Origin of the sequence: Oerskovia sp. NPDC060287 (assembly GCF_042726775.1) — a bacterium.
Lineage (GTDB): Bacteria > Actinomycetota > Actinomycetes > Actinomycetales > Cellulomonadaceae > Oerskovia > Oerskovia merdavium.
The window spans coordinates 1-21,014 of the sequence record NZ_JBHXBO010000025.1; the positions used below are offsets into that span (position 1 = coordinate 1).

Here is a 21,014-nt window from a genome sequence, read left to right on the forward strand (position 1 = left end):
CCTTCCCTGCGGAAGGTGAGCTCCGCCGTCGGGCGGGCAGAGCGCGCGACCGTCAGGCCGCGCAGTCCGTCGCCGCGTACCGAGCGACGACCTCGACCGGCCCCGCCGGCTCCTGGACGGTGACCGTGACCTCGCCGGCCTCGATCTCGCTCACCCGGGTAGCGAACGTCTGCTGCGCGCTCTTGCCCGCAGCCACGCCCACGAACGTCTTGGTACCGAACGGCGTCGACACCTCGAGGTCGACCGCCTGGTCGCCCCCGTTGAGCGCCCGCACCGAGACCTGCGCCCGGCCCGCGACGCAGCGCGCCGTGGCCTCGACGCCCACCGCGGTCGTGGGCACGCCCGGCCCCGTCGCGAAGTCGACCCGGGTCACGAACACGTCCCCGGCCCCGGCGTTCACCGCGCCGAACGGCGCCCCGAACGTCAGACCGCTCAACCACGCGCCGTCCGTCCCCGGGACCGTCGCGGCGAACAGGTTCGCGTCGTCCCACTCGTCGGCCCCGTCGCGCTCCCTCGTCCCGAGCTGGGTCACGGTCCCAGGCGTGCCGTCGGCCGCGAGCGCGAGCGTGAACACGTCCACGCCGCCGACCGGGGTGCCCAGAGCCCCGTACGTCGTGCCCGCGACCAGCACCGTGCCGTCGGCACCCGCGACGCCGGTCACGCCGCGGTCGTCGGTCGCCGTGCCGGTCTGCGTCGTCCACAGGACCTCGCCGCGGGCGTCGAACGCCCGCGCGAACACGTCGTTGTCGCCCGCGGACGCCCCGCCGAGCGCGCCGCGCGTGTGCCCCACGGCGACGGCCGACCCGTCGGCCCGCGCCACGAGCCCGCTGACCTGGTCGTTGGCCGACGTCGCGACACCGCGCAGCCACACGAGCTCGCCCGCGCCGTCGTACCGTGCGACCCACCCGTCGTTGGCCCCGGCCGCCTGCGCGCCCGGCATACCCTGCCCCGCGACCCCGCCCACGTACACGGACCCGTCGGGCCCGGGCGCGACCGCGAGGGCCTTGTCCTCGCCCGGCCCGCCGACCTGGCGGAGCCACAGGAGCTCGCCCGTCGCGGACACCCGTCCGACGATCGCGTCCTTGTCCCCCGCGCTCGTCCCGCCGGGGACGGTGCCGCTCGTGTACCCCGCGACGTACGCGCCGCCGGCCCCGTCGGGCGAGACCGCGTAGAAGCGGTCGGCCGCAGCGGGGTCGCCCGTCTGGAGCGTCCAGGCGCGCTCGCCCGCGGCGGTCACGGCCGCGACGAACCCGTCGTCGCGCGTCGAGCCCGCGTGCTTCCCGTCGAGGTCGCCCTTGGTGTACCCGGCGACGAGGGTCGTCCCGGACCGTCCGGCGACCACGCCGTACGCGCGCTCGTCCGCGGGGGTCGCGATCGGGTGCTGCCACAGCGTGGCCCCGTCCGCGTCGCGGCGTGCGAGCACGACGTCGAGCCCGCCCGCGGGCTGCGACCCGGCCCACGCCCCGGCCAGGTTGAGGGCGACGGTCGTGCCGCCGTCGGGCAGGGGGAGGATGCCGCCCGCGCGGTCGTCCCCCGCGGAGCCGAGCAGCTCGGCGTCCCACGGAACGGTGGGCTCGGTGCGCAGGCGCGAGGACACGTCGACGATCGCCTCGCGGAACGCGGGCTGCCAGACGTCCCAGTCGTGGCCCCCGTTCATGACCCGCAGCTCGGCCGTGACTCCCGGCACGCGGCGCGCGGTGTTGTAGAGCCGGGCCGACTCGAAGTCGATGTCATGGCTCGCCTCGGCGGGGTCGGGGTTGGCCCACTCGTCGTCGCCGACCGCGACGAACAGGTGCACGGGCAGGGCCGGGTCGAGCGCGGCGAGCGCCGCCGGGTAGGAGAGCTCGGTGTACCGCTCGGCCGAGAACAGCTCGTGCCCGACGCCGTAGCCCCCGTGGTCACGGACCGAGGAGTCCGCAGGAGGCTGGGGGACGTAGACCGCGGGGCTCAGCACGATCCCTGCCGAGAACTCGTCCTGGTGCGCGAGGGTCAGGCGCAGCGCGCCCGCCCCGCCCATCGAGTAGCCGCCCACGGCGCGCGCCTCGCGGTCGGCCACGGTCCGGTAGGTCGCGTCGACGTGCCCGACCAGGTCGCGCGTGAGCGCGGTCTCGACCTGGAATCCTGCACCGGTGCCGCCGTCGGGTCCAGCACCGTCAGCGCCCTCGTACGCCGAGTCGGTGTACCAGCTCCCCCGGTCGTTCCAGGGCGCGTCGGGCATGACGACGACCATCGGCTGGATCGCCTCGGTCGCGATGAGCTCGTCGAGGTCGGTCGCGACGCGCTGCCACGCGGCCTGCGTGTCGCCCCGCCCGTGCAGCAGGTAGACGGTCGGGTAGCGCTGCTCGGCGTCCTCGTCGTAGCCCGGCGGGAGGTACACCGTGTAGTCGACGGCCCCTCCCGCGCCGAGCGCCTCGGACGGCGCACTGCCGGGCACGAGCGTGCCCTGCTCGGCGGCCGCGACCGGCCCGGCCGCGACGAGCGGCAGCCCGACGACGGCGCCGCCCGCTCCCACCACCCCGGCCAGGAGGGCGGCGATGCGCCGCCGCGAACGGGGGACGCGCGGTGGCGTCGCCGGGAGGGCTGAGGTCATGGTTCTCTCCTTCGAGAAGCGTGATCGGGGCCGAGCGGTTCTTCGGTTCGTGCGGGTACGACGGTTCGTGCGAGGTACCTCGGTGCATGCAGGTGGAGCAGGCGGCCCGCCCGCGCGCCGGTGCGCAGGCGGCCCTCGCAGGGAGCGGCGCTCAGGCCGTGGACTCCCCCGCGACCGCGAGGACCGAGCGCGCACGCTCGACCATCGCGACGTCGAGGAACGTGCCGTCCGCGAGCGCGATCGCCCCGACCCCGCGCGCCGCCGCGGCGCCGACGCGGTCGAGCACCTCGCGCGCCCGGTCGACCTCCTCGGTGCTCGGGAGGAACGCCTCACGGATGGGGTCGAGCTGGACGGGGTGGATCGCGGTGCGCCCCAGGAAGCCGAGCGCGCGGCCCGCGCGGCACGAGGCCACGAGCCCGTCGACGTCCTTGACGTGCGTGTACGCCGACATGGACGGCGACGGCAGTCCCGCGGCCCGCGCCGCGACCACGAGGCGGCTGCGCACCCAGGCGAGCGCGCCGTCGTCGTCCACGCGCAGGTCCGAGCGCAGGTCGGCCTCACCCAGGCCGACCGACGCGACCTGGGGCGAGGCCGACGCGATCTCGAACGCGCGCTCGACCCCGAGCGCCGACTCGATCAGCAGGTGGAGCTCGCGCCCGGGCAGCGCGGTCGCGAGCTCGCGGACCTCGGCGGCCGACTCGACCTTGGGCACGCGCGCCCCCACGGCGAGGGGCAGCATCGCGACCGCCGCGACGTCGTCGGCGTGCCAGGGCGTGCCGCGCTGGTTGACGCGCACCTGGACCCGGCGCGTGGTCCCGGCGAGCAGCGCCACGGCCTCGCGGCGCGCTGCCTCCTTGCCGGACGCGGCGACGGCGTCCTCGAGGTCGACGATCACGACGTCGGCGGTCGTCGCGAGCGCCTTGGCGACCCGGTCCGGGCGGTCGGCCGGCGCGTAGAGCAGCGTGAGCGGCGGGGTGCTCATACGGCCCCCGCCTCGCGGAGCGCGGCGACCCGCGCCGCGTCGAAGCCCAGCTCGCCCAGCACCTCGTCGGTGTCGGCGCCGTGCGCGCGACCCGTGAACCCGATCACGCCGTCGTGGTCCGACAGCCGGAAGAGCGGGCCCTGCATGAGCATCGGGCCGAGCTCGGGGTCCTCGATCTCGTGGAGCGTGCCGAGCGCCTGGAACTGCGGGTCGCTCACGATGTCCTGCGCGTCGTAGATGGGCGCGACCGCGGCCTGCGCCTCCTCGAACGCGGCCACGACCTCGTCGCGCGTGCGCTCGGCGATCCATCCGCCCACGGCCGCGTCGAGCTCGTCGGCGTGCTGCGCGCGCTCGGCCCCCACCGCGAACCACGGCTCGTCGATGACCTCGGGGTGCCCCACCAGGCGCATGACGCGCTCCGCGATCGACTGCGCCGACGTCGAGACCGCGACCCACTGCCCGTCGCGCGTCCGGTACGTGTTGCGCGGCGCGTTGTTGGCCGAACGGTTGCCCGTGCGCGGCTGCACGGTCCGCAGCTGGTCCCACCGGGTGATCTGCGGGCCGAGCATCGCGAGGATGGGCTCGATGATCGCGGTGTCGACGACCTGACCGCGGCCCGTGCGCTCGCGGCTCTGGAGCGCGACCATGACCGCGAACGCGGTCGCGAGGGACGCGACGCCGTCGGCGAGGCCGAACGGCGGCAGGGTCGGCGGTCCGTCGGGCTCGCCCGTCATGGCCGCGAAGCCGCTCATGGCCTCGGCGAGCGTGCCGAACCCGGGACGCGAGCGGTACGGCCCCACCTGCCCGAACCCGCTGATGCGCGCGAGCACGAGCCGCGGGTTGCGGGCCGAGAGCTCGTCGTAGCCCAGGCCCCAGCGTTCGAGGGTCCCGGGGCGGAAGTTCTCGATCACGACGTCCGCCTCGGCCGCGAGCGCCAGGAAGACCTCGCGCCCGCCGTCGCTCGACAGGTTCACGGTCACGGTGCGCTTGTTGCGCCCGAGCGTCTTCCACCAGAGGTTGACGCCGTCCTTGGAGGCGCCGTGCCCGCGCGACGGGTCGGGCTTGGTGGGGTGCTCGACCTTGATCACGTCGGCACCCATGTCGCCCAGGTGCATGGCCGCCATGGGTCCGGCGAAGAGCGTCGAGGCGTCGACGACCTTGAGGCCCGCGAGCGCGCCGTCCGCAGGGTTGCGCGAGACCGTCATGCCGTCACCTCGTCCGTGGTCCACGCGCAGCGGAAGCCGATGCTCGAGCTGCGCGCGAGGCCCAGGCCCGGCAGGAGCAGCTTGGCGCTGAACTCGGGGCGCTGGACGCCGCCGTCGAAGTACCACTCGGAACCGGTCGACTCGTGGTCGGAGCCGCCCTTGAGCATCGCGTAGCGCGTGCGGCCGTCGCTGTGCTCGCTCTCGGTCCAGTTCCACACCACGGGGGTCCCGCGCAGCAGGCCGCCCGTCTCGCCCGCGAGCTGCCACTCGTCCTCGCTCGGGAGCCGGCCCCCGCGCCACGCGCTGTAGGCGCGCGCGTCGTCGAGGTCGACGAACGTCACCGGCTCGCCCCCGCGCGCCGCGGGCGGGCGGCCGTCCACCCAGTGCGCGAGGAACCGGTGCGAGGTCGCGGGCCGGTAGCCCGTCGCGTCGAGGAACGCCGCGAACTGGTCGTTCGTGACCTCCGAGGCCGCGACCGCGACGGGCGCGGCGAGCTCGCCGTCGCGCTGGAGCGTGCGCGGGTCGTGCAGGCGGGGCGAGAGGGGCTTCCACTCCTCGACGTAGGGCGCGCCCTGGTACATCCCGGTCTCCCGGGCGCGGTAGCGCACGGTCAGGACGTACGGGCCCGCAGGCACGACGACGGCGCCCGCCTCGGGTGCGGGGGTCGCCACCGCGGCGGGCTCGGCCGCGGGTGCGCCGGCGTCGTCGGGCCCGGTGGCAGCGGCGGCGGGTGCGGCGTCGGGCCGGAAGGCCGGGGCCCTGGGCACGACGCGGCGCGCGAGGCGGTGCGGGAACCGGGCGTCCGGGCTCGCCGCATGCCCACGCATGTCCTCGACCAGGCCCGGGAGCCAGTCGGGCTCGACGGCGCCGGGGGCGACGTGCAGGAGCGCGGCGATGCCGCGGCCGGGGACCGTGACCACGGGAGAGGTGAGGACCACGGGAGAGGTGGTGGCGCCGTCGACGCTGACGAGGCAACCGGTCGGGGCGACCGGCGCGCCGGTCGGGGCGGTGGCCGTCGCGAGGCCCGTCAGGTCGACCAGGCGACCGGCGGGCGCGTCGGTGAGGACCGGGCCCGTCCAGTCCTGCTCGCCACGGTTGACCAGGGTCCACAGCGAGACGCCGTCGTGCGAGAAGAGCGACGCGTGCACGCCGGCCTCGCGCGCCTCGGGGGCGAGGTCGGTGAGCGGCGTCCAGTCGCCGTCGAGCAGCAGGTCCTTCGCGGCGCGCTGGACGGTGACCATGCGGCGCAGGGTCGCGGCGTCGCGCTCGCTCCACCCGACCCACACCCCGAACACGACCTCCCACACCATGACGCCCACGCCGTTGATCCAGGCGGACTGGAGCTCGTCGGTGTGGTCGCGGTTCCAGCGGCGCACGTGGTGCTGCATGTGGCGACGCTCGTACCAGTGCGCGCGCAGCACCCCCGGCACGGACGAGTCGGCGAAGAACTGCGCCCACGACGACGAGTGGTCCTCGATGCGCTCGACCGCGAGCTTCGACTCGCCCTCCAGCACGATGCCGGGGCGGGCGGCCTCGAGCCGCTCGACGAGCTCGGGCTCGGCCTTCTTGAGGGTGTCGAGGAAGACGCCGTCGGCCGGGAGGTCCGCGACCACGGCGGCGAGCTCGGTCAGGTCGTCCTCGCCCCGGCGCGTGCCCGTGTCCCACGGGTTGTAGTCGACGAACACGTGCAGGCCCGCGGCGTGCAGGGTCGCGACCAGGCCGTCGGGGCCGGTCAGGCCGGGCACGTCGCGGTAGAAGTCCCACTGGTTGCGGTCGTCGATCCCGATGACCGGGTACGCGTGCCACAGGACCACCGCGTCGAGGTCCGCGAAGCGCTCGCGGGCGTCGGCGAGGAACCGCTCGGGCGTGAAACAGCTCTCCTCGAACGAGTAGAGCAGCTCGTCCCACAGCCAGACCTGCGCGATCGTGAAGCAGCTCGCGGCCCAGGCGGCCTGGGGTCGCTCGTAGACCGCGCCCGTGAAGCCGTGGCGCTCGCGCGCGTCGGTGCGCCACGCCTCGAGGCGCTCGCGCCAGGCGGCCCACGCGGCGGGGTCGTCGGGGGCCGCGAAGATCTTGGCCTCGTCGAGCGCGGCGAGGTCCGGTGCGGCACCGGTGGCGCCGTCGAGCGGGACGAGCGTCGGGAGGTCGATGGGGCGAGGGACGAGCGGGTCGAACGTGTAGCTCATGGCTGCGGCTCCGGGTGGGCGAAGGTGGTGACCTCGTCGGCCGTGGGCACGGCGTCCTGGGCCCCCGGCCGGGTCACGGCCAGGGCGCCCGCGAACGAGGCGGTCCGGGCGGCGTCCACGAGGGTGGACCCGCCCGCGAGGGCTGCGGCGAGGACGCCGCAGAAGGTGTCGCCGGCGCCGGTCGTGTCGACCGCGTCGACGCGCGGGGCGGCGACCCGGACGGGGTCCGCGCCGCGCTGGGCGACGAGGCAGCCCGCGCCGCCGAGCGTCACGACGACCGCGGGCACGCGCTCGAGGAGGATCATGGCGAGGCGCTCGACGGTGTCGTCCGCCGCGGCCGCACTGGCCGCACCGGCCAGGTCGAGGGCTTCGTGCTCGTTGACGACCAGCAGGTCGAGCACGGCCCACATCTCGTCGGGCAGGTCGCGCGACGGCGCCGCGTTGAGCGCGAGGACCGCGCCGGGGCGGCGGACCGCCGCGGCGGCGAGCACCACGTCGAGGGGGATCTCGAGCTGGGCGAGCACGACGTCGGCCGCACCGAGCCGCTCGGCCTGCGCGGTCCCGATGCGCACGTGCGAGTTGGCTCCCGGGGCGACCACGATCGCGTTCTCGCCGTCGGGCGAGACCGTGATGAGCGCGGTGCCCGTGGGAGCCTCGACACGCTCGACGAGGTCGGTGCGGACACCCGCCCCGTCGAGCGAGGCGAGCAGCAGCTCACCCGACTCGTCGTGCCCGAGCGCCCCGACGAACGACGTGTCGGCGCCGCCCGCGCGGGCCGCGGCCACGGCCTGGTTGGCGCCCTTGCCGCCGGGGCTGCGACGCAGGTCGCCGCCGAGGATCGTCTCGCCGCCACCGGGGTGGCGCGGGACGTCGACGACGAGGTCGACGTTGGCCGAGCCGACGACGACGACGTTCCCCCGGCGGGGGCCGCTCGCGTGCCGCGCGATCACGCGTCGGCCCTCGCGAGGTCCGCGACCACGGGCTCCGTGAGCCGCAGCGCGAGCGTCCGCGCGACGAGGTCGTCGATGCGCTGCTCGCCGCCCGGCAGGGACGTCGCGATGCGACCGTCGATCGGCCCGGTCCACGCCGCGCCGATCCCGTCGGTCCCGAGCAGCGCCCCGACGACGCCGCCCACGGTCGCGGCGGCCGAGTCGGTGTCCCAGCCCGCGGTGACCGCGATCGAGACGCTCGACCCGAAGTCGCCCGCGCCCTTCGCCAGCGCGTACGCGATCACGGCCGCGTTGTTGAGCACGTGGACCCAGTGCAGGTCGCCGTACGCGGCGTGGATCCGGTCGAGGCCGGCGCTCACGTCGCCGTGCTCGGCGGCCGCCGCGCGGCCGAGCCGCACCGCGTGGGCGATCCGGCTGTCCGGGGGCAGCACGGTCTGGGCGGCGTCGAGCACCTCGTCGACCGTGGTGCAGACCATCGACGCGGAGGCGAGCGCCGCTGCCCACATGGCGCCGTAGACGCCGTTGCGCGTGTGGCTCAGGCGCGCGTCGACCCACGCGAGGTACGCGGCGGACCGGACGTCGCCTGGTGCGACCCACCCGAGCACGTCGGTGCGGATGAGCGCGCCGATCCACTCGCGGAACGGGTTCTGGTGGGTCGCGGTCTCGGGGACGGGTCGCGCGTCGAGGATGTTGCGGTACGCCGCGCGCTCCGCGGTGAAGACGCGCCCCGCGGGCAGGTTGTCGAGCCAGAGCTGGGCGACGTCGTCGGTCGTGAAGCCCGTGCCGTGCTTCTCGAGCAGCGCGAGGGCGAGGATCGGGTAGTTGAGGTCGTCGTCCTCGGGCATCCCGTCGATGTTCTCCTCGAGCGACGTCGGGGCGCTGCGCCGGTTCCAGGGCCAGCGCGCCGCGACGTCCTCGGGGAGGCCGACGGCCGTGAACCAGGTCGTGAGCGGCCAGCGGCCCGTGGCCCGCAGGATCTCCTCGATCCCCTGACGCGGGATCTTCTCGACCGGCTTGCCCAGCAGGCACCCGGCGGACCGCCCGGTCCAGGCGCCGTGCACGCGGCGGGCGTGCTCGTCGTCGGGCACCGTGGGCAGGACCGGGGACGCCGGGAGCAGCGCGGCGATCTGCGCCCACCCGTCCGGCTCGTGCGGGGCCGGCGCCGCGGGCAGGGCGTCGAGCTCGTCGAGGAGCTCGCGCGCCAGGGCGCGCAGCGCCGGGGGCGCGGGCACGGGGCCCGCGCCGCTCACCGCCGGGACGACCTCGCCGCCCGCGGTCGTCCACCGCTCGACGACGCCCGCGACGTCCTTGCCCTCGGTCGCCGACTGGACGAGCTCGTGCGCGAGGAGGTCCTCGGGCTGGGCCCAGGTGAGTCTCACGCCGGCGCTCCCACCGTCGCGGCCTCGATCTCGTCGAGGGCCAGGAGCCGGGCCGTGGCGGCCTCGCGGTCCGCACGCAGGATGTCGCCCGCGACCTCGCCCATGAGACGACCGGTCGCCCGGACGTCGGTCCGGCTCGCGCGCTCGATCTCGTCGAGCCACTCGACCGGCACGACCTCGGTCCCGCCGAGCCCGGCCGCGATCGCCCCGGCCATGACCGCGATCGAGTCGGCGTCGCGGCCGTAGTTGACCGCTCCGAGCACGGCCCCGCGGAAGTCGCCGCGGTGGCCCAGGACGAACCCGAGCGCCGCGGGCAGCTCCTCGATCGCCTTGGTGCGCGAGGGACGACGGGCGTCCATCGACATCTGCCGATACTCGGGGCCCACCGAGTCGAACGGTGCGACGACCTCGCGGATCGTGCGGGCCAGGGCGCGCTCCTCCTCGTCGGTCGTGGGGACCGTGGTCCAGCCGTCGAACGCGTCGACGACCGCGCGCAGCGCGGCGAGCGTCCCGTCGTGCGCGACGTCGAGCGCTGCCGCGACGACGTCCTCGAGCGTCGCGCCGGGCGCGACCGCCGCCGCGACCATCGCGGCGAACACGCCCGCGGCCTCGCGGCCGTAGCTCGCCTGGTGCGCACCCGTCAGGTCGATCGCCTCGGCGTACGCCCCGCGCGGGTCGCCCGCGTTGGCCAGCCCGACGGGGGCCACGTACATGGCCGCGCCGCAGTTGATGATGTTCCCGACACCCGCCTCGCGGGGGTCGACGTGCCCGTAGTGCAGGCGCGCGACGATCCACTTCTCGGCGAGGAAGACCCGCTGCAGGAGCAGGACGGTCGACTCGAGCTCGGGGACCCAGCGCGGCTCGCCGATCATGAGCGGGACCAGGTCCTCCGCCATCGCGTACGCGTCGAGGTGCGCGCGGCGCTTGGCGTAGACCTCGACGAGCGCCTGCGTCATGAGGGTGTCGTCCGTGATGTGCCCGTCGCCCTTGTGGTACGGCGCGATGGGGCGGGCGTCCTGCCAGTTGGGGTAGTACGGCCCGACGATGCCCGTGACCCGCCCGCCGTGGCGCTCCTCGATCTGCTCCGGCGTCCAACCTTCCGTCGCCCCGCCCAGCGCGTCGCCGACGGCTGCGCCGGTGATCACCGCCACTGCCTTCTCGTCCAGCCAGCTCACCAGGTCACTCCCTGTTCGTCGTTCTGCGTTCGGGCGACTCGTGGCCCCCCGTGGTCGTCGTCCGTGCGGACGGGCGGGCTGCCGCCCGTCCGCACGGGGTCGTGCACTACTTCGTGATCTCTTCCCAGCCGGTCGTCAGCTCGGTGGCCACGCCGTCGGCGTCGATCTCCTGCGCGAGGAAGCGCTGGTAGGCCGGCGTCGCGACGGTGTCCTTCCACTGCGCGTAGGCGTCGACGAAGAGGTACGGCGCGGAGACGAGGTGCTGCCCCGAGGAGAGGATCACGTCCCAGCCGTTCTCGGTGCCGAGCTTGGCCGCGAGGGCCTCCTGCGCGGAGGTCGTCGCGGGGATGAGCGCGTCGGCCTCGTTGAGCGCCGCGAGGTTCTCGGTCTGCGTGAAGAACTCGATGAACTCCGCGGACTCCTCGACGTGCTCCGAGTCGATGTTCACGGACAGCGTCTGCGGGTTGGCGGCCTGCTCGGCGCCCTCCGAGCCCTCGAGCGGCGGGAGCACGATCCAGTCGAAGCCCTCGGGTGCGTCGGTCGCGATGTTCGCGGCCTGGAACGAGCCCTGGATCGTCATCGCGACCTGCCCGGCGTAGAACGTCGCGAGGGTCTCGGACCCCGTCTGGCTCAGCGTCACGGGCAGGATCGACTTGTCCTCGAACGCCATGGCGTCCACGAGCTCGGGGACCGCCATCTCGCCCTCGCCGACCGTGAGCGTGGCGTCCGAGCCGCTGCCCTCGAAGTAGGTGCCGCCGAAGCCCGGCGCGAGCGCCATGTACGCCGCGGTGGGGCTCTTGAGCCCCCAGCCCAGGCCGTACGTGCCGTCCTTGGTCGTGGCCTGCGCGATGGCGCGCATCTCGTCCCACGTCATGGTCTCGCCCGTGGGGATCGTGACGCCCGCGGCGTCGAGCAGGGTCTTGTTCGCGAAGACCATGTAGGACTGGAGCTCGGTCGGGTACGCGATGATCTTGCCGTCGACCGTGACCGCGTCGAGGATCCCCTCGGGGACGTCCGAGCGGAACTCGTCGGACATGTGCTCGGTGAGGTCGGCCAGGTAGCCGTCCGCCGCGAAGGGCACGATGCTCGCGGCCTCGTAGTGGATGATGTCCGGCGCCGCACCACCGTTGAACTGCGTGATGAGCTTGTCGTAGATGCCGTCCCACCCTGCGGGCACGATCTCGACCTGGACGTCCGGGTTGGCCTCGTTCCAGTCCGAGACGATGCTCTCGGTCGCGGCGATGGCCGCGGGCTGGTCGGACAGCGACTGGAACTTCAGCGTGATCGGACCGGAGTCCCCACCGGCGTCGCCGTCCCCGCCGCTTCCGCAAGCGGTGAGGAACAGGGTGCCGATCGTGAGGCATGCGGCGATGGACGCACCACGAGTCTTCATGTGTCTGCCTTTCTGAGGCGTGGGGGTCGTGCGGGTGAGGTGGTTTCCGCGGGGGTCTGCGCGCACTGCGCTCACCCCTTGACGGCACCGGACAGGAGTCCGCCGGTGAGCCTTTTCTGCATGATGGAGAAGAAGACGATGCTGGGGATCGCGGCCAGCACGGCTCCTGCCGCGAGCGGGCCGAGCGCGACCTTGCCCTCGCCGCCGATGAACATCTTGAGCGTGATCGGCAGGGTGTAGTTCTCGGGCGACTGGAGCAGGACGAGCGCGAAGAAGAACTCGTTCCAGGACGAGACGAAGCTGAACATCGCGGTCGCGACGACGCCGGGCATGAGGAGCGGGAAGACGATCGTGCGCAGGACCGTGAGCCGGCTGGCCCCGTCCATCGAGCCCGCTTCCTCGAGCTCGATCGGGATCGAGCTCACGTACCCCTGGAGCATCCACAGCGCGAAGGGCAGCGTGTAGGTCGTGTGCACCAGGGTCAGGCCGACCAGGCTGTCGGTCAGGCCGATGGTCCGCAGGATGAGGAACAGCGGCAGGATGATGAGGATCACGGGGAACACCTGGCTGACCAGGATCCACCCGACCCCCATCCCGCGGACCAGGCCCTTGAGCCGGGCCAGGACGTAGGCGCCGGGCAGCGCGATCAGGAGCACGAGCGCCGTGGAGACGAGCGCGACGACCGTGGAGTTCCACGCCGAGCGCACGAGCCCCTGGCGCTCGAGCGCGGCCGAGTAGTTGCTCAGGTCGAGGTCCTGCGGGATCAGGCTCACGCTGAGCGAGTTGAGCTCTCCCGACGACTTGAGCGAGGCCGAGATGAGCCACAGCAGCGGGAAGCCGAGGAAGACGATGTAGAAGCACAGCGCCACGTACTGGGCCGGCCGGACGAGATGACGCATCAGATCACTTCCCCGTGCTGTCGCGGTCTTGGCGGAACTGGGACCACAGGTAGATCGCGAGCAGGAGGACGACGACGACCACGAGCACGACGCCCATGGCGGCCGCGTAGCCGATGTTCCTGTTCTTGAACGCCTCGAGGTACGTGTAGAGCATCGGCAGCATGGTGCGGCCGCCCGGTCCGCCCTCGGTCAGCACGTAGACCAGGGAGAACGAGTTGAAGTTCCAGATGAAGTTGAGCGAGGTGATCGACGTGATGATCGGTCGCAGGCTGGGCAGCGTGACCGCGGTGAAGCGGCGCCACGCGTTGGCGCCGTCGATCGCTGCGGCCTCGTGGAGCTCGTCGGGGATCTGCTGGAGTCCCGCGAGCAGCGTCACGGTGGTCTGCGGCATGCCGACCCAGATGCCCACGACGATCACGGCGGGCAGCGCGGTCGAGAAGTCCGCGAGCCAGTTGATGTCGTCCGGCAGCCCGATGCTCCCCAGGAACGCGTTGAGCGGCCCCGCGTTGGGCGAGTAGATCATCCGCCACATGATCGCGACGACGACCGGCGGCATGGCCCACGGGATGAGCGCGAGGACGCGGGTCAGGCCCTGGAGCTTGAGGTCGGAGTTGAGCAGGAGCGCGAGCCCCATGGCCGCGACGAGCTGGAGCAGCGTCACGGACACGGCCCAGATCATGCCGATCCGGAACGAGTCCCAGAAGAACGAGTTGTCGGCCAGACGGACGAAGTTGTCCATCCCGACGAACGTGTACTCGGGGTTGCGGACCAGGCGCGCGTCGGTGAACGCGAGCCCGACGCCGACCAGGAGCGGGGCGACGCTCAGGACGAGGATCGGGAGCAGCGACGGGATGACGAGGGCGATGGCCTCGCGCCGCTTCGCGCGGACCATCCCTCCGGTCCTGCGCGTGCTGCGCCGCGGGGGTGTCGGGGTGGAGGGCCGGGGGGCGGCCTCCACGGTGGACGCTGTCATGACTTCTCTCCGTCGAGTGCGTCGGTCGGGCGGGTGGACTCGCGGACGAGGAGCGTCGGCCCCACGTCCACGTGCCGGGTCTCCTGGGCGGTGCCCTCGACCAGGCCGAGCATGATCTGCGCAGCGCGCCGACCACGTTCGCCCGAGCCCAGGGAGACGCTCGTGAGGCTCGGGTAGAAGACGCGGCCGATCTCGGTGTCGTCCATGCCGGTCACGGCGAGGTCGGTCGGGACGTCGAGGCCGCTCTGCCGCGCGGCGTGCATGGCGCCGATCGCGAGCAGGTCGTTGGCGGCGACGATCGCGTCGAGGCCGCCGTCGGCCGCGCCGCGCTCGATGAGCCTGGTCGCTGCGGCGAGCCCGGCCGCGACCGTGAAGTCCTCGGCGATCTCGACGTCGACGCGCTCCGCGGAGAACCCGGGGGCGGCGACCGCGGCGTCGAAGCCTCGCTGGCGCGCCTCACCGGGGGTCGTGTCGAGGGGGCCGTTGAGGAACGCGATGCGGCGGCGGCCGATGCCGAGCAGGTGCGTCACGGCCTGGCCGATCCCGCCGGCCGAGTCGGTCGAGACCGAGTCGATGCCGCGCGCGCCGAGCGAGCGGCCGATGACCACGACGGGCACCGCGGACTGCCGGATCTCCTCGACCAGCTCCTCGCTCATGCGCAGGGGGCTGAGGATGATCCCGTCGACCATGCCGCTCGCGAGGCTGCGCACGAGGTCCGTGGTCGACTGCGCGGTGTCACCGGTCGTCGTGACGACGACCCGGTAGCCGTAGGGGGCGACGACCGCGTGGATCGCCGACATCATCTCGACGTAGACCTGGTTGCCGATGTCGGCGACCGCGAAGGCGATCTGGAACGTGCGCCGCATGCGCAGCGAGCGCCCGACCGCGTCGGGGCTGTACCCGAGCTCGTCGGCGGCTGCGCGCACGCGCTCGACCATGGCCTTGCTGGCGCCGGACCCGTGCAGCGCTCGGGAGGTCGAGGCGAGCGACACCCCTGCGCGCTCGGCGACCTCGTTCAACGTTGCACGTGACGCCATCGGTTTCTTCCCTCTCCGTCGAAGGTGGTGCTGGGCTCTCGTTCTGGAAACGTTTCCAAGTTCACGGTGCGAAACATGCTGGAAACGTTTCCGGATGGGAGGCACTCTTGCACGCGGCTTCCGGAGGTGTCAACCGGCCCGGCGGTTCCTCACCCGTGGGGCGTCCTCACGGGCCCGGCCCGACGGCGGGACCCACCTTCCTCAGGGCCCGGCCCGACGGCGGGCGTCACCTTCCGCAGGAAGGCGGGCTCCGGCGTCGGGCGTGGGAACGAGCGCCTCAGCGCAGGACCGCGAACGTCGCGAGCGAGAGCGCGAGGACGTCCTCCGCGACAGCTGCGGGCCAGTCCGGGCCCTTCCCGACCCACGCGGCCCGCCACGCCGCGCCGCCCCAGGTCCCGGCCGCGCCTCCCGCCGCCCCCAGGAGCACGGGCAGGAGCACACCGGCCTCGGCCCGGCGGGCGAGCACGAGGGCCCCGATCGCACCGGACGTCATGCGGATCACAGGTCCTGGCGGTTCGAGGCGCGACCCGGCGCCCGGCAGCTTGTCGCCCAGGACCTCACCGACGATCCCGAGCCCCGCGACCACCTTGGCCACGGTGATCCCCCGACCGGTGGCCGACGAGGTGAGCAGGGCCGGTGCGACGCCCAGCGAGGCGCGGCTGCCGGCCGCGGTGCCGATCGCCAGCGAGCGCACGAGGACGTCGACCGCGAAGCGGGAGGTGCCACGCTCAAGATGCATGTCTCCCACGATCCGGGCGGGCGGCCCGACCGGCAACCGCAAGGGCCATCTGCGTCCGTTACCCTCGCGGGATGCCGATGACGTCACGCCGAGAACCTGTCGTCCTCGTCGCCGGCCTCCTCACGTCGGTCCTGTGGGTCGGGAGCGCGCTGCTGAACCGCTCTGCGGACGCGCCGTTCGAGGGGCAGACGGTCCTCGCGGGGCTGCTCGCCGGCGCGGTGGTCGTCGCGATGACCTATCTCGCGACGCGACGCCTTCCTCGCGGCACCGGCACGTGGGCCGTGCTCCTCGGGACCTGGTTCGGGGTCGTCGTGGGCGGGGCCGCGGGCGCGGTCGCCGACGTCGTCGCGGACGTCACGTTCCCCTCCCCCGACAACCCCGCGTTCCTGCTGCTCACGGCGTCGTTCGACGGCAGCTCGTGGGGGCTGGGCGCGGGGTGGCTCGTCGGGCTCGTCGTCGTCGGCACACTGAGCCTGACGAGCCGGCGCGACGCGTCCTCGCTCCCGGCCACGCGTCGCGCGCGCAAGCCGTTGCGAGCCCGTGCGTACCCGACGGTGCTCGTCGCGGGCGGCGCGGGGGCGCTCGTCTGGGCGGGCGTCGGCGCCGCGGGGTCGTGGCTCGTGTGGCACCGCAGCGCTCGCGGCCCGGTCGACCTGCTGGCCGAGGTCACCTCGGGCGCGATGGCCTGGCGCTTCACGACGGGTAGGCCCGTGGTCGAGCCGCTCGAGATGGGTCTGGGGGTGCTCGTGGGGCTCGTCGTCGCAGGGGGCACGTGGCTCGCGACCCGGCGGCTGCCTCCGCGTGCGAGCCGCTGGAGCCTGGTGCTCGCGGTCTGGTTCGTCGCGATCGCGGCGGCCTCGGTGGCCGCCGCGACTCGTTCGGTCATGGCCTTCGCGGTGGGCGAGCTGCGCTCGACGACGGTCAACCTGGCACTGTCCTCGGTCCAGGCGAGCCTCTTCTGGCCCCTCGTCCTCGGCTGGTCGGCAGGGCTCCTCGCGGCTCTCGTCTACCGCGCGACGGGCGGAGAGTCGGCTGCCGACGCGGGCGGGGAGCCGGCCGCGGACGCGGGCAGCACCACGCCGGACGACCTGTCCCGGAGCGCTCTGCACACCGATGCCGAGGAGCCTGCGGCGGTCCCCTAGGGTGACCGCTGAACGCCGACCGGCCGTCGACGGCTCGTCGTCGAGCCGTGACCCCGCGGCCCGTCGGACCAGTGACGAGAGGGTGGCTCATGGCTGAGACAGGTTCGACGGGCAGCATCGCGACGGGCTTCGTGGTGACGGAGGCGCAGTTCGAGGAGATGTTCCCGGACCGCAACCCGTTCTACACGTACGAGGGCCTGGTCGCGGCGACCGAGGCGTACCCGGAGTTCGCGACGTCGGGCGGGCCGGTGATCGCAGCGCGTGAGGCTGCGGCGTTCCTCGCGAACGTGAGCCACGAGAGCACGGGGCTGCTGCACGTGAGGGAGCTCGACACGACCGTGTACTCGCACTACTGCGACCCGTCGCAGCCGTACGGCTGCCCTGCGGGACAGGACGCGTACTACGGCAAGGGGCCCATCCAGCTCTCGTGGAACTTCAACTACAAGGCGGCGGGCGACGCCCTGGGCATCGACCTGCTGAACGATCCGTTCCTGGTCGAGACCGACGCGACCGTGGCTTGGAAGACGGCTCTCTGGTACTGGAACACGCAGCCGGGAGAGGGCACCATGACGTGCCACGAGGCGATCGTCGGTGACCACGGCTTTCGCGAGACGATCCGGGCGATCAACGGCCCGCTCGAGTGCGAGGGCGGCAACCCGCGCCAGGTCGCGAACCGGGTCGCGCTGTTCCGCCGCTTCGCAGAGCTCCTGGGCACCACGACGGGCGAGAACCTGACCTGCTGAGGTCCGTCGCCCGACGGCGGGGCTCACCCTCCGCCGTCGGGTGCGGGTCGGCACGGCTCGGCGCGGGCAGGTGCGGAGCGGGCTGGTCTCGGCCGCGGGGACGCGCGGCGGCGGTGCCTGCCCGCCAGCAGTCAGTCGGGGAGGACGACGAGGGGCAGGTGCTCGTGCACGGGCGGCCCGAACACCTGCTCGGCGTCGTGCGCCCACCGCTCGAGGGCTCCGGGGCGGTCACGCTCGGCCTCGAGCCACGCGATCGTGCGGAGGTGGACGTCCACCTGGTTGCCGGTCCATGCTCGTGCGTCGCGGTGCAGCTGGTCGGCGAGCTCGTGGGCGATCCACGTCGGGAGGTCGTCAGGGACCACGACGAGGAGGTCCAGGTCGTCGGCCGCGGTGCCGTCGCCACGAGCGGCCGAGCCGACGACGGCGACGCCGATCGCCCGGCGGAGGTCCTCGTCCCGCACGACGTCGTGGAGCAGGTCGTCGACGCGTCGGCGCAGCTCGCGCCAGGGGTGCAGCGCGTCGAAGAGCGCCTCGATCGCGGGCCAGCACAGGTGGTCGCGGTTGGCCCGGTAGTAGTTCGTCGACCCGATGGTCCGCCGGCGGACGATCCCTTGCCGTTCGAGCCGTCCGAGGGCGCGGCGGATGCCTTCCGGTGATCCGGCGTGCGCGACGCGATGCACCTGCCCACCCGTGAGCTCGCCCTGACGGTTCCAGAGCGCACGCAGGACGGGCCCCTCGAGCCCGGGCACGACCGCCGAGACCGGACTGCTCCAGTCCATCTGCTCCCCCTTAGTACTCAGTCTGACCTCTTGCCTGCGGGCCGGTCATCACCGCGCCTCCGGCCTTGCCCGCCGATCCCACGATGTGGCTCACTCTCCGCTGGCCCCGGCCTCCCTCGAGCCCCCCGGGGGAGGTTGTGTTTTCTCTGTAGCCACAACAATTGTGGTGGCTACAGAGAAAACACCACCTCCCCCTCCCCGACGTTCCGCTTCATCATCCGACCGACCGCCCAACCGGGCTGACCCTGTCCACGGCACCCACCCCACCCGCCGCGCTGTGCCCCGTACGGACCAGCCCGACCGCGCGGACCACCCGACCGCTTGGACCGTACGGCACTGTCCTGCACGCTCCGCACATTCGAACGAGTGGCGTCCAGACATCATGGCGGCTCGAGACGGCTCGGACAGCGGGCGCAGGGAAGCTGTGGATGACGGCGTCAGCACCGGACGGCGGCACAGGGCGCAGGGACGGTGCAGGGACAGCTTCCGGGCAAGGGTCGAGGCCACGACGAACGTGACCTCGACCTCGCACTTCCCGAAGGCCCGGATGCCGGGTCGGGCGGGTCTTCCTCAGAGGCACCGTGCGCGGGAACGCGGTTGCCGGACCGGCACGCGGAGGGCGTATCACCGGTCGCTCGTGACCGGTGCCCACCCTGCCAGACAGGACACACAAGGACAAATCACCCCGGGCACCCCGACCTCGGAACTCGCCTAGGCCGAGTCCCGCACCACGAGCGACGTCGGCAGCGTGATCGCCGCAGGCTCCTGCCCCTCGACGACCTCGAGCAGCAGCCGCACCATCTCAGCGCTGATGCGCTCGAACGGCTGTCGCATGGTCGTCAGCGCCGGGTGGAGCGAAGCCGCGACCCCCGAGTCGTCGAACCCGCCCACGGCCACGTCCCCCGGGACGCTCCGCCCCGAGGCCTGGAGCGCGACGAGCGCCCCCGCAGCCATGAGGTCGGACGCCACGAAGACCGCGTCGAGGTCGGGGCGCCGTTCGAGCAGCTCGGCCATCGCGAGCCGACCCCGCTCACGCGAGTAGTCGCCGTGCGCGACCAGCGACTCGTCGAACCGGTCGCCCAGCGCGTCGCGGTACCCGTCGAGCCGCAGCGTCCCACCGGGCGTGTCGAGCGGCCCGGTGATCGTCGCGATCCGGGTGCGCCCCGAGTCGAGCAGGTGCTGCGTCATGGTGCGCGCCCCGGCCCGGTCGTCGGCCGCCACGTACCCGACGCGCCCCTCGTACCCGAGCGGCACACCACAGGCGACCGTCGGAACCTTCTGCTTGAGCAGCTCGGCGAGCATCGGGTTGCCCTGGTGCGAGCTGATGAGCAGGACGCCGTCGACGTGCCCCGCCGCGACGTACCCGCCGATGCGGCGACGCTCCTCGGGAGTTCCCGCGACCATGAGCAGCAGCGGCATCTCGCGCTTCGCGAGCTCCTCGGCCGCGCCACGCAGCAGGATCGAGAAGTTGGGGTCCTCGAACAGCAGGTGCTGCGGCTCGGTGAGCAGGAACGCGATCGAGTTCGACCGCCCCGTCACGAGGCTGCGCGCGTGCTGGTTCGCGGCGTACCCCGTGGTGCGGATCGCCTCGTTGACCGCCGCGAGCGCGTCGGGAGAGACCCAGTGCCCGCCGTTGATCACGCGCGACACGGTGCCGCGCGAGACGCCCGCGACCTCGGCGACGTCGCGGATCGTGGGGCGACGCTTCGCCCCGTTGCCCGACGGCGCCGCTCGCCTCTCGCGTGCAGGCTGCGGGCCGGCCCCGGGCGCGGCGTCGCGCACAGCCCCCGGCGCGGCGTCGTGCGCGGCTCCGCGACCGTCCTCGCGCACGGCGTCGACGGGCTGGGGTACGACGTCGTTCCCGGACTGCTCCACGACACGTGAGTCTAGGGACATCCTCAGGCCTTGACCGCGCCGGCGGCGAGGTCGACCTGCCAGTAGCGCTGCAGCAGGAGGAACAGGGCCACGAGCGGGACGATCGACAGCAGCGCGCCCGTGATCACGAGCGTGTACAGCGCAGGCTGCGACGCACCCTGGTTCAGCAGACCCGACAGGCCCACCGTGAGCGGGAAGAGCTTGTCGTCGCCGAGCATGATGTACGGCAGCATGAAGTTGTTCCAGATCGCGACGAACTGGAAGAGGAACACCGTCACCAGGCCGGGCGCCATCATGGGCATCGCGACCTGCGCGAACGTCCGGAGCTCACCGGCGCCGTCGGTCCGCGCGGCCTCGACGATCTCGTCGGGGATCGACGCCCCCGCGTAGATGCGTGCGAGGTAGATCCCGTACGGGCTGATGATGCTCGGCAGGAGCACGGCCCAGTACGTGTTGGTCAGGCCGGCCTGGGCCAGGAGCAGGTACTGCGGGATCGCGAGCACCACACCGGGCACGAGCACGCCCGCGAGCAGCATGTTGAAGACCGCGGTCTTGCCACGGAAGCGGTACTTCGCGAGCGCGTAGCCCGCCATCGCGGAGACGACGACCGAGAGCAGCCCGCCGATGCCCGCGTAGAGGGCCGTGTTGGCCATCCACCGCCAGAACAGCCCACCCCGGTAGGCGTTGAGGTCCGACACGTTGTCCAGGAAGTGCGACGAGGGCGCGAACGTGAACGTCGAGAACAGCTCGCTGCCCGACTTGGTCGAGGCCACGACGACCCACAGCACGGGGAGCAGGCAGTACAGCGCCCCCACGAGCAGGATCGCGGTCGCCGCCCCGCTGGGGCGGTCGCCCGCTGAGCGGTGCCCCGTCCGCGGGGCCCTGCGCGACTTCTTGACGACCGCCCCGGGGCGCGAGTCGAAGGTCTCGGCGACCAGGGCGGTCTCTGCGGCGTCGGTAGTCATGG

Annotated in this window: 17 protein-coding genes and 1 riboswitch; of the genes, 2 read left to right on the forward strand and 15 right to left on the reverse strand. The window is 73.4% G+C overall.

Annotated features, from left to right (window positions below):
- Positions 1–52 precede the first annotated feature (52 nt).
- The 12 genes from ACFWFR_RS03940 to ACFWFR_RS03995 form a co-directional block, all read right to left on the reverse strand.
- On the reverse strand, positions 53–2,590 hold the full coding sequence (locus tag ACFWFR_RS03940; protein ID WP_377621322.1) for an alpha/beta hydrolase-fold protein: 2,538 nt from the start codon (positions 2,588–2,590) through the stop codon (positions 53–55).
- A 151-nt stretch (positions 2,591–2,741) separates the two neighbouring features.
- Positions 2,742–3,572 (reverse strand): HpcH/HpaI aldolase/citrate lyase family protein, encoded by an 831-nt coding sequence (locus ACFWFR_RS03945; protein ID WP_377621324.1) that lies wholly within the window; start codon positions 3,570–3,572, stop codon positions 2,742–2,744.
- The gene (locus ACFWFR_RS03950; protein ID WP_377621326.1) at positions 3,569–4,777 is read right to left on the reverse strand and encodes a CaiB/BaiF CoA transferase family protein; all 1,209 of its coding nucleotides are present in this window, start codon (positions 4,775–4,777) and stop codon (positions 3,569–3,571) included. The genes ACFWFR_RS03945 and ACFWFR_RS03950 overlap by 4 nt, the downstream gene beginning before the upstream one ends.
- On the reverse strand, positions 4,774–6,963 hold the full coding sequence (locus ACFWFR_RS03955) for an SUMF1/EgtB/PvdO family nonheme iron enzyme (RefSeq protein WP_377621328.1): 2,190 nt from the start codon (positions 6,961–6,963) through the stop codon (positions 4,774–4,776). Before ACFWFR_RS03955 ends, ACFWFR_RS03950 begins: the two co-directional genes overlap by 4 nt.
- On the reverse strand, positions 6,960–7,913 hold the full coding sequence (locus ACFWFR_RS03960) for a ribokinase (RefSeq protein ID WP_377621330.1): 954 nt from the start codon (positions 7,911–7,913) through the stop codon (positions 6,960–6,962). The genes ACFWFR_RS03955 and ACFWFR_RS03960 overlap by 4 nt, the downstream gene beginning before the upstream one ends.
- Positions 7,910–9,292, reverse strand: a complete 1,383-nt coding sequence (locus ACFWFR_RS03965) for an ADP-ribosylglycohydrolase family protein (protein WP_377621332.1) — start codon at positions 9,290–9,292, stop codon at positions 7,910–7,912. The genes ACFWFR_RS03960 and ACFWFR_RS03965 overlap by 4 nt, the downstream gene beginning before the upstream one ends.
- On the reverse strand, positions 9,289–10,467 hold the full coding sequence (locus ACFWFR_RS03970) for an ADP-ribosylglycohydrolase family protein (RefSeq protein ID WP_377621334.1): 1,179 nt from the start codon (positions 10,465–10,467) through the stop codon (positions 9,289–9,291). The genes ACFWFR_RS03965 and ACFWFR_RS03970 overlap by 4 nt, the downstream gene beginning before the upstream one ends.
- Before the next feature lie 106 nt (positions 10,468–10,573).
- On the reverse strand, positions 10,574–11,860 hold the full coding sequence (locus ACFWFR_RS03975; RefSeq protein ID WP_377621336.1) for an ABC transporter substrate-binding protein: 1,287 nt from the start codon (positions 11,858–11,860) through the stop codon (positions 10,574–10,576).
- 71 nt (positions 11,861–11,931) lie between these two features.
- The gene (locus ACFWFR_RS03980) at positions 11,932–12,759 is read right to left on the reverse strand and encodes a carbohydrate ABC transporter permease (RefSeq protein ID WP_377621338.1); all 828 of its coding nucleotides are present in this window, start codon (positions 12,757–12,759) and stop codon (positions 11,932–11,934) included.
- A 4-nt stretch (positions 12,760–12,763) separates the two neighbouring features.
- Positions 12,764–13,651, reverse strand: coding sequence for a carbohydrate ABC transporter permease (locus ACFWFR_RS03985; protein WP_377621340.1), 888 nt, complete (start codon positions 13,649–13,651; stop codon positions 12,764–12,766).
- 77 nt (positions 13,652–13,728) lie between these two features.
- Complete coding sequence (locus ACFWFR_RS03990) at positions 13,729–14,769, reverse strand: LacI family DNA-binding transcriptional regulator (RefSeq protein ID WP_377621342.1); 1,041 nt, start codon at positions 14,767–14,769, stop codon at positions 13,729–13,731.
- Between the two features lie 277 nt (positions 14,770–15,046).
- Positions 15,047–15,508 (reverse strand): hypothetical protein, encoded by a 462-nt coding sequence (locus tag ACFWFR_RS03995; RefSeq protein ID WP_377621343.1) that lies wholly within the window; start codon positions 15,506–15,508, stop codon positions 15,047–15,049.
- Positions 15,509–15,579: 71 nt separating this feature from the next.
- On the opposite strand from ACFWFR_RS03995, the gene ACFWFR_RS04000 reads away from it, so the two are divergent.
- Complete coding sequence (locus ACFWFR_RS04000) at positions 15,580–16,650, forward strand: hypothetical protein (protein ID WP_377621345.1); 1,071 nt, start codon at positions 15,580–15,582, stop codon at positions 16,648–16,650.
- A gap of 89 nt (positions 16,651–16,739) precedes the next feature.
- Entirely contained in the window at positions 16,740–17,393 is a 654-nt protein-coding gene (locus ACFWFR_RS04005; protein WP_377621347.1) for a chitinase, read from the forward strand.
- 131 nt (positions 17,394–17,524) lie between these two features.
- Here the strand turns inward: ACFWFR_RS04005 and ACFWFR_RS04010 are convergent, their stop codons facing one another.
- From ACFWFR_RS04010 to ACFWFR_RS04020, 3 genes are all read right to left on the reverse strand, one after another.
- Complete coding sequence (locus ACFWFR_RS04010; RefSeq protein WP_377621349.1) at positions 17,525–18,172, reverse strand: nucleotidyltransferase domain-containing protein; 648 nt, start codon at positions 18,170–18,172, stop codon at positions 17,525–17,527.
- Between the two features lie 523 nt (positions 18,173–18,695).
- Positions 18,696–18,815: riboswitch (SAM riboswitch) on the reverse strand.
- A gap of 68 nt (positions 18,816–18,883) precedes the next feature.
- Positions 18,884–19,864, reverse strand: coding sequence for a LacI family DNA-binding transcriptional regulator (locus ACFWFR_RS04015; RefSeq protein ID WP_377621357.1), 981 nt, complete (start codon positions 19,862–19,864; stop codon positions 18,884–18,886).
- A gap of 206 nt (positions 19,865–20,070) precedes the next feature.
- Positions 20,071–21,012 carry a carbohydrate ABC transporter permease gene (locus ACFWFR_RS04020; RefSeq protein WP_377621351.1) on the reverse strand — a complete coding sequence of 314 codons (942 nt, stop codon included), beginning with the start codon at positions 21,010–21,012 and terminating at the stop codon, positions 20,071–20,073.
- Between the last annotated feature and the right edge of the window lie 2 nt (positions 21,013–21,014).

What these genes read in the sequence shown, in the direction of transcription:
- ACFWFR_RS03945 (WP_377621324.1), bottom strand. Translation starts at nt 3,572, where the DNA reads ATGAGCACCCCGCCGCTCACGCTGCTCTACGCGCCGGCCGACCGCCCG.
- ACFWFR_RS03940 (WP_377621322.1), bottom strand. Translation starts at nt 2,590, where the DNA reads ATGACCTCAGCCCTCCCGGCGACGCCACCGCGCGTCCCCCGTTCGCGG.
- ACFWFR_RS03980 (WP_377621338.1), bottom strand. Translation starts at nt 12,759, where the DNA reads ATGCGTCATCTCGTCCGGCCGGCCCAGTACGTGGCGCTGTGCTTCTAC.
- ACFWFR_RS04010 (WP_377621349.1), bottom strand. Translation starts at nt 18,172, where the DNA reads ATGGACTGGAGCAGTCCGGTCTCGGCGGTCGTGCCCGGGCTCGAGGGG.
- ACFWFR_RS03985 (WP_377621340.1), bottom strand. Translation starts at nt 13,651, where the DNA reads ATGGTCCGCGCGAAGCGGCGCGAGGCCATCGCCCTCGTCATCCCGTCG.
- ACFWFR_RS04000 (WP_377621345.1), top strand. Translation starts at nt 15,580, where the DNA reads ATGCCGATGACGTCACGCCGAGAACCTGTCGTCCTCGTCGCCGGCCTC.
- ACFWFR_RS04005 (WP_377621347.1), top strand. Translation starts at nt 16,740, where the DNA reads ATGGCTGAGACAGGTTCGACGGGCAGCATCGCGACGGGCTTCGTGGTG.
- ACFWFR_RS03955 (WP_377621328.1), bottom strand. Translation starts at nt 6,963, where the DNA reads ATGAGCTACACGTTCGACCCGCTCGTCCCTCGCCCCATCGACCTCCCG.
- ACFWFR_RS03995 (WP_377621343.1), bottom strand. Translation starts at nt 15,508, where the DNA reads ATGCATCTTGAGCGTGGCACCTCCCGCTTCGCGGTCGACGTCCTCGTG.
- ACFWFR_RS03990 (WP_377621342.1), bottom strand. Translation starts at nt 14,769, where the DNA reads ATGGCGTCACGTGCAACGTTGAACGAGGTCGCCGAGCGCGCAGGGGTG.
- ACFWFR_RS03950 (WP_377621326.1), bottom strand. Translation starts at nt 4,777, where the DNA reads ATGACGGTCTCGCGCAACCCTGCGGACGGCGCGCTCGCGGGCCTCAAG.
- ACFWFR_RS03975 (WP_377621336.1), bottom strand. Translation starts at nt 11,860, where the DNA reads ATGAAGACTCGTGGTGCGTCCATCGCCGCATGCCTCACGATCGGCACC.
- ACFWFR_RS04020 (WP_377621351.1), bottom strand. Translation starts at nt 21,012, where the DNA reads ATGACTACCGACGCCGCAGAGACCGCCCTGGTCGCCGAGACCTTCGAC.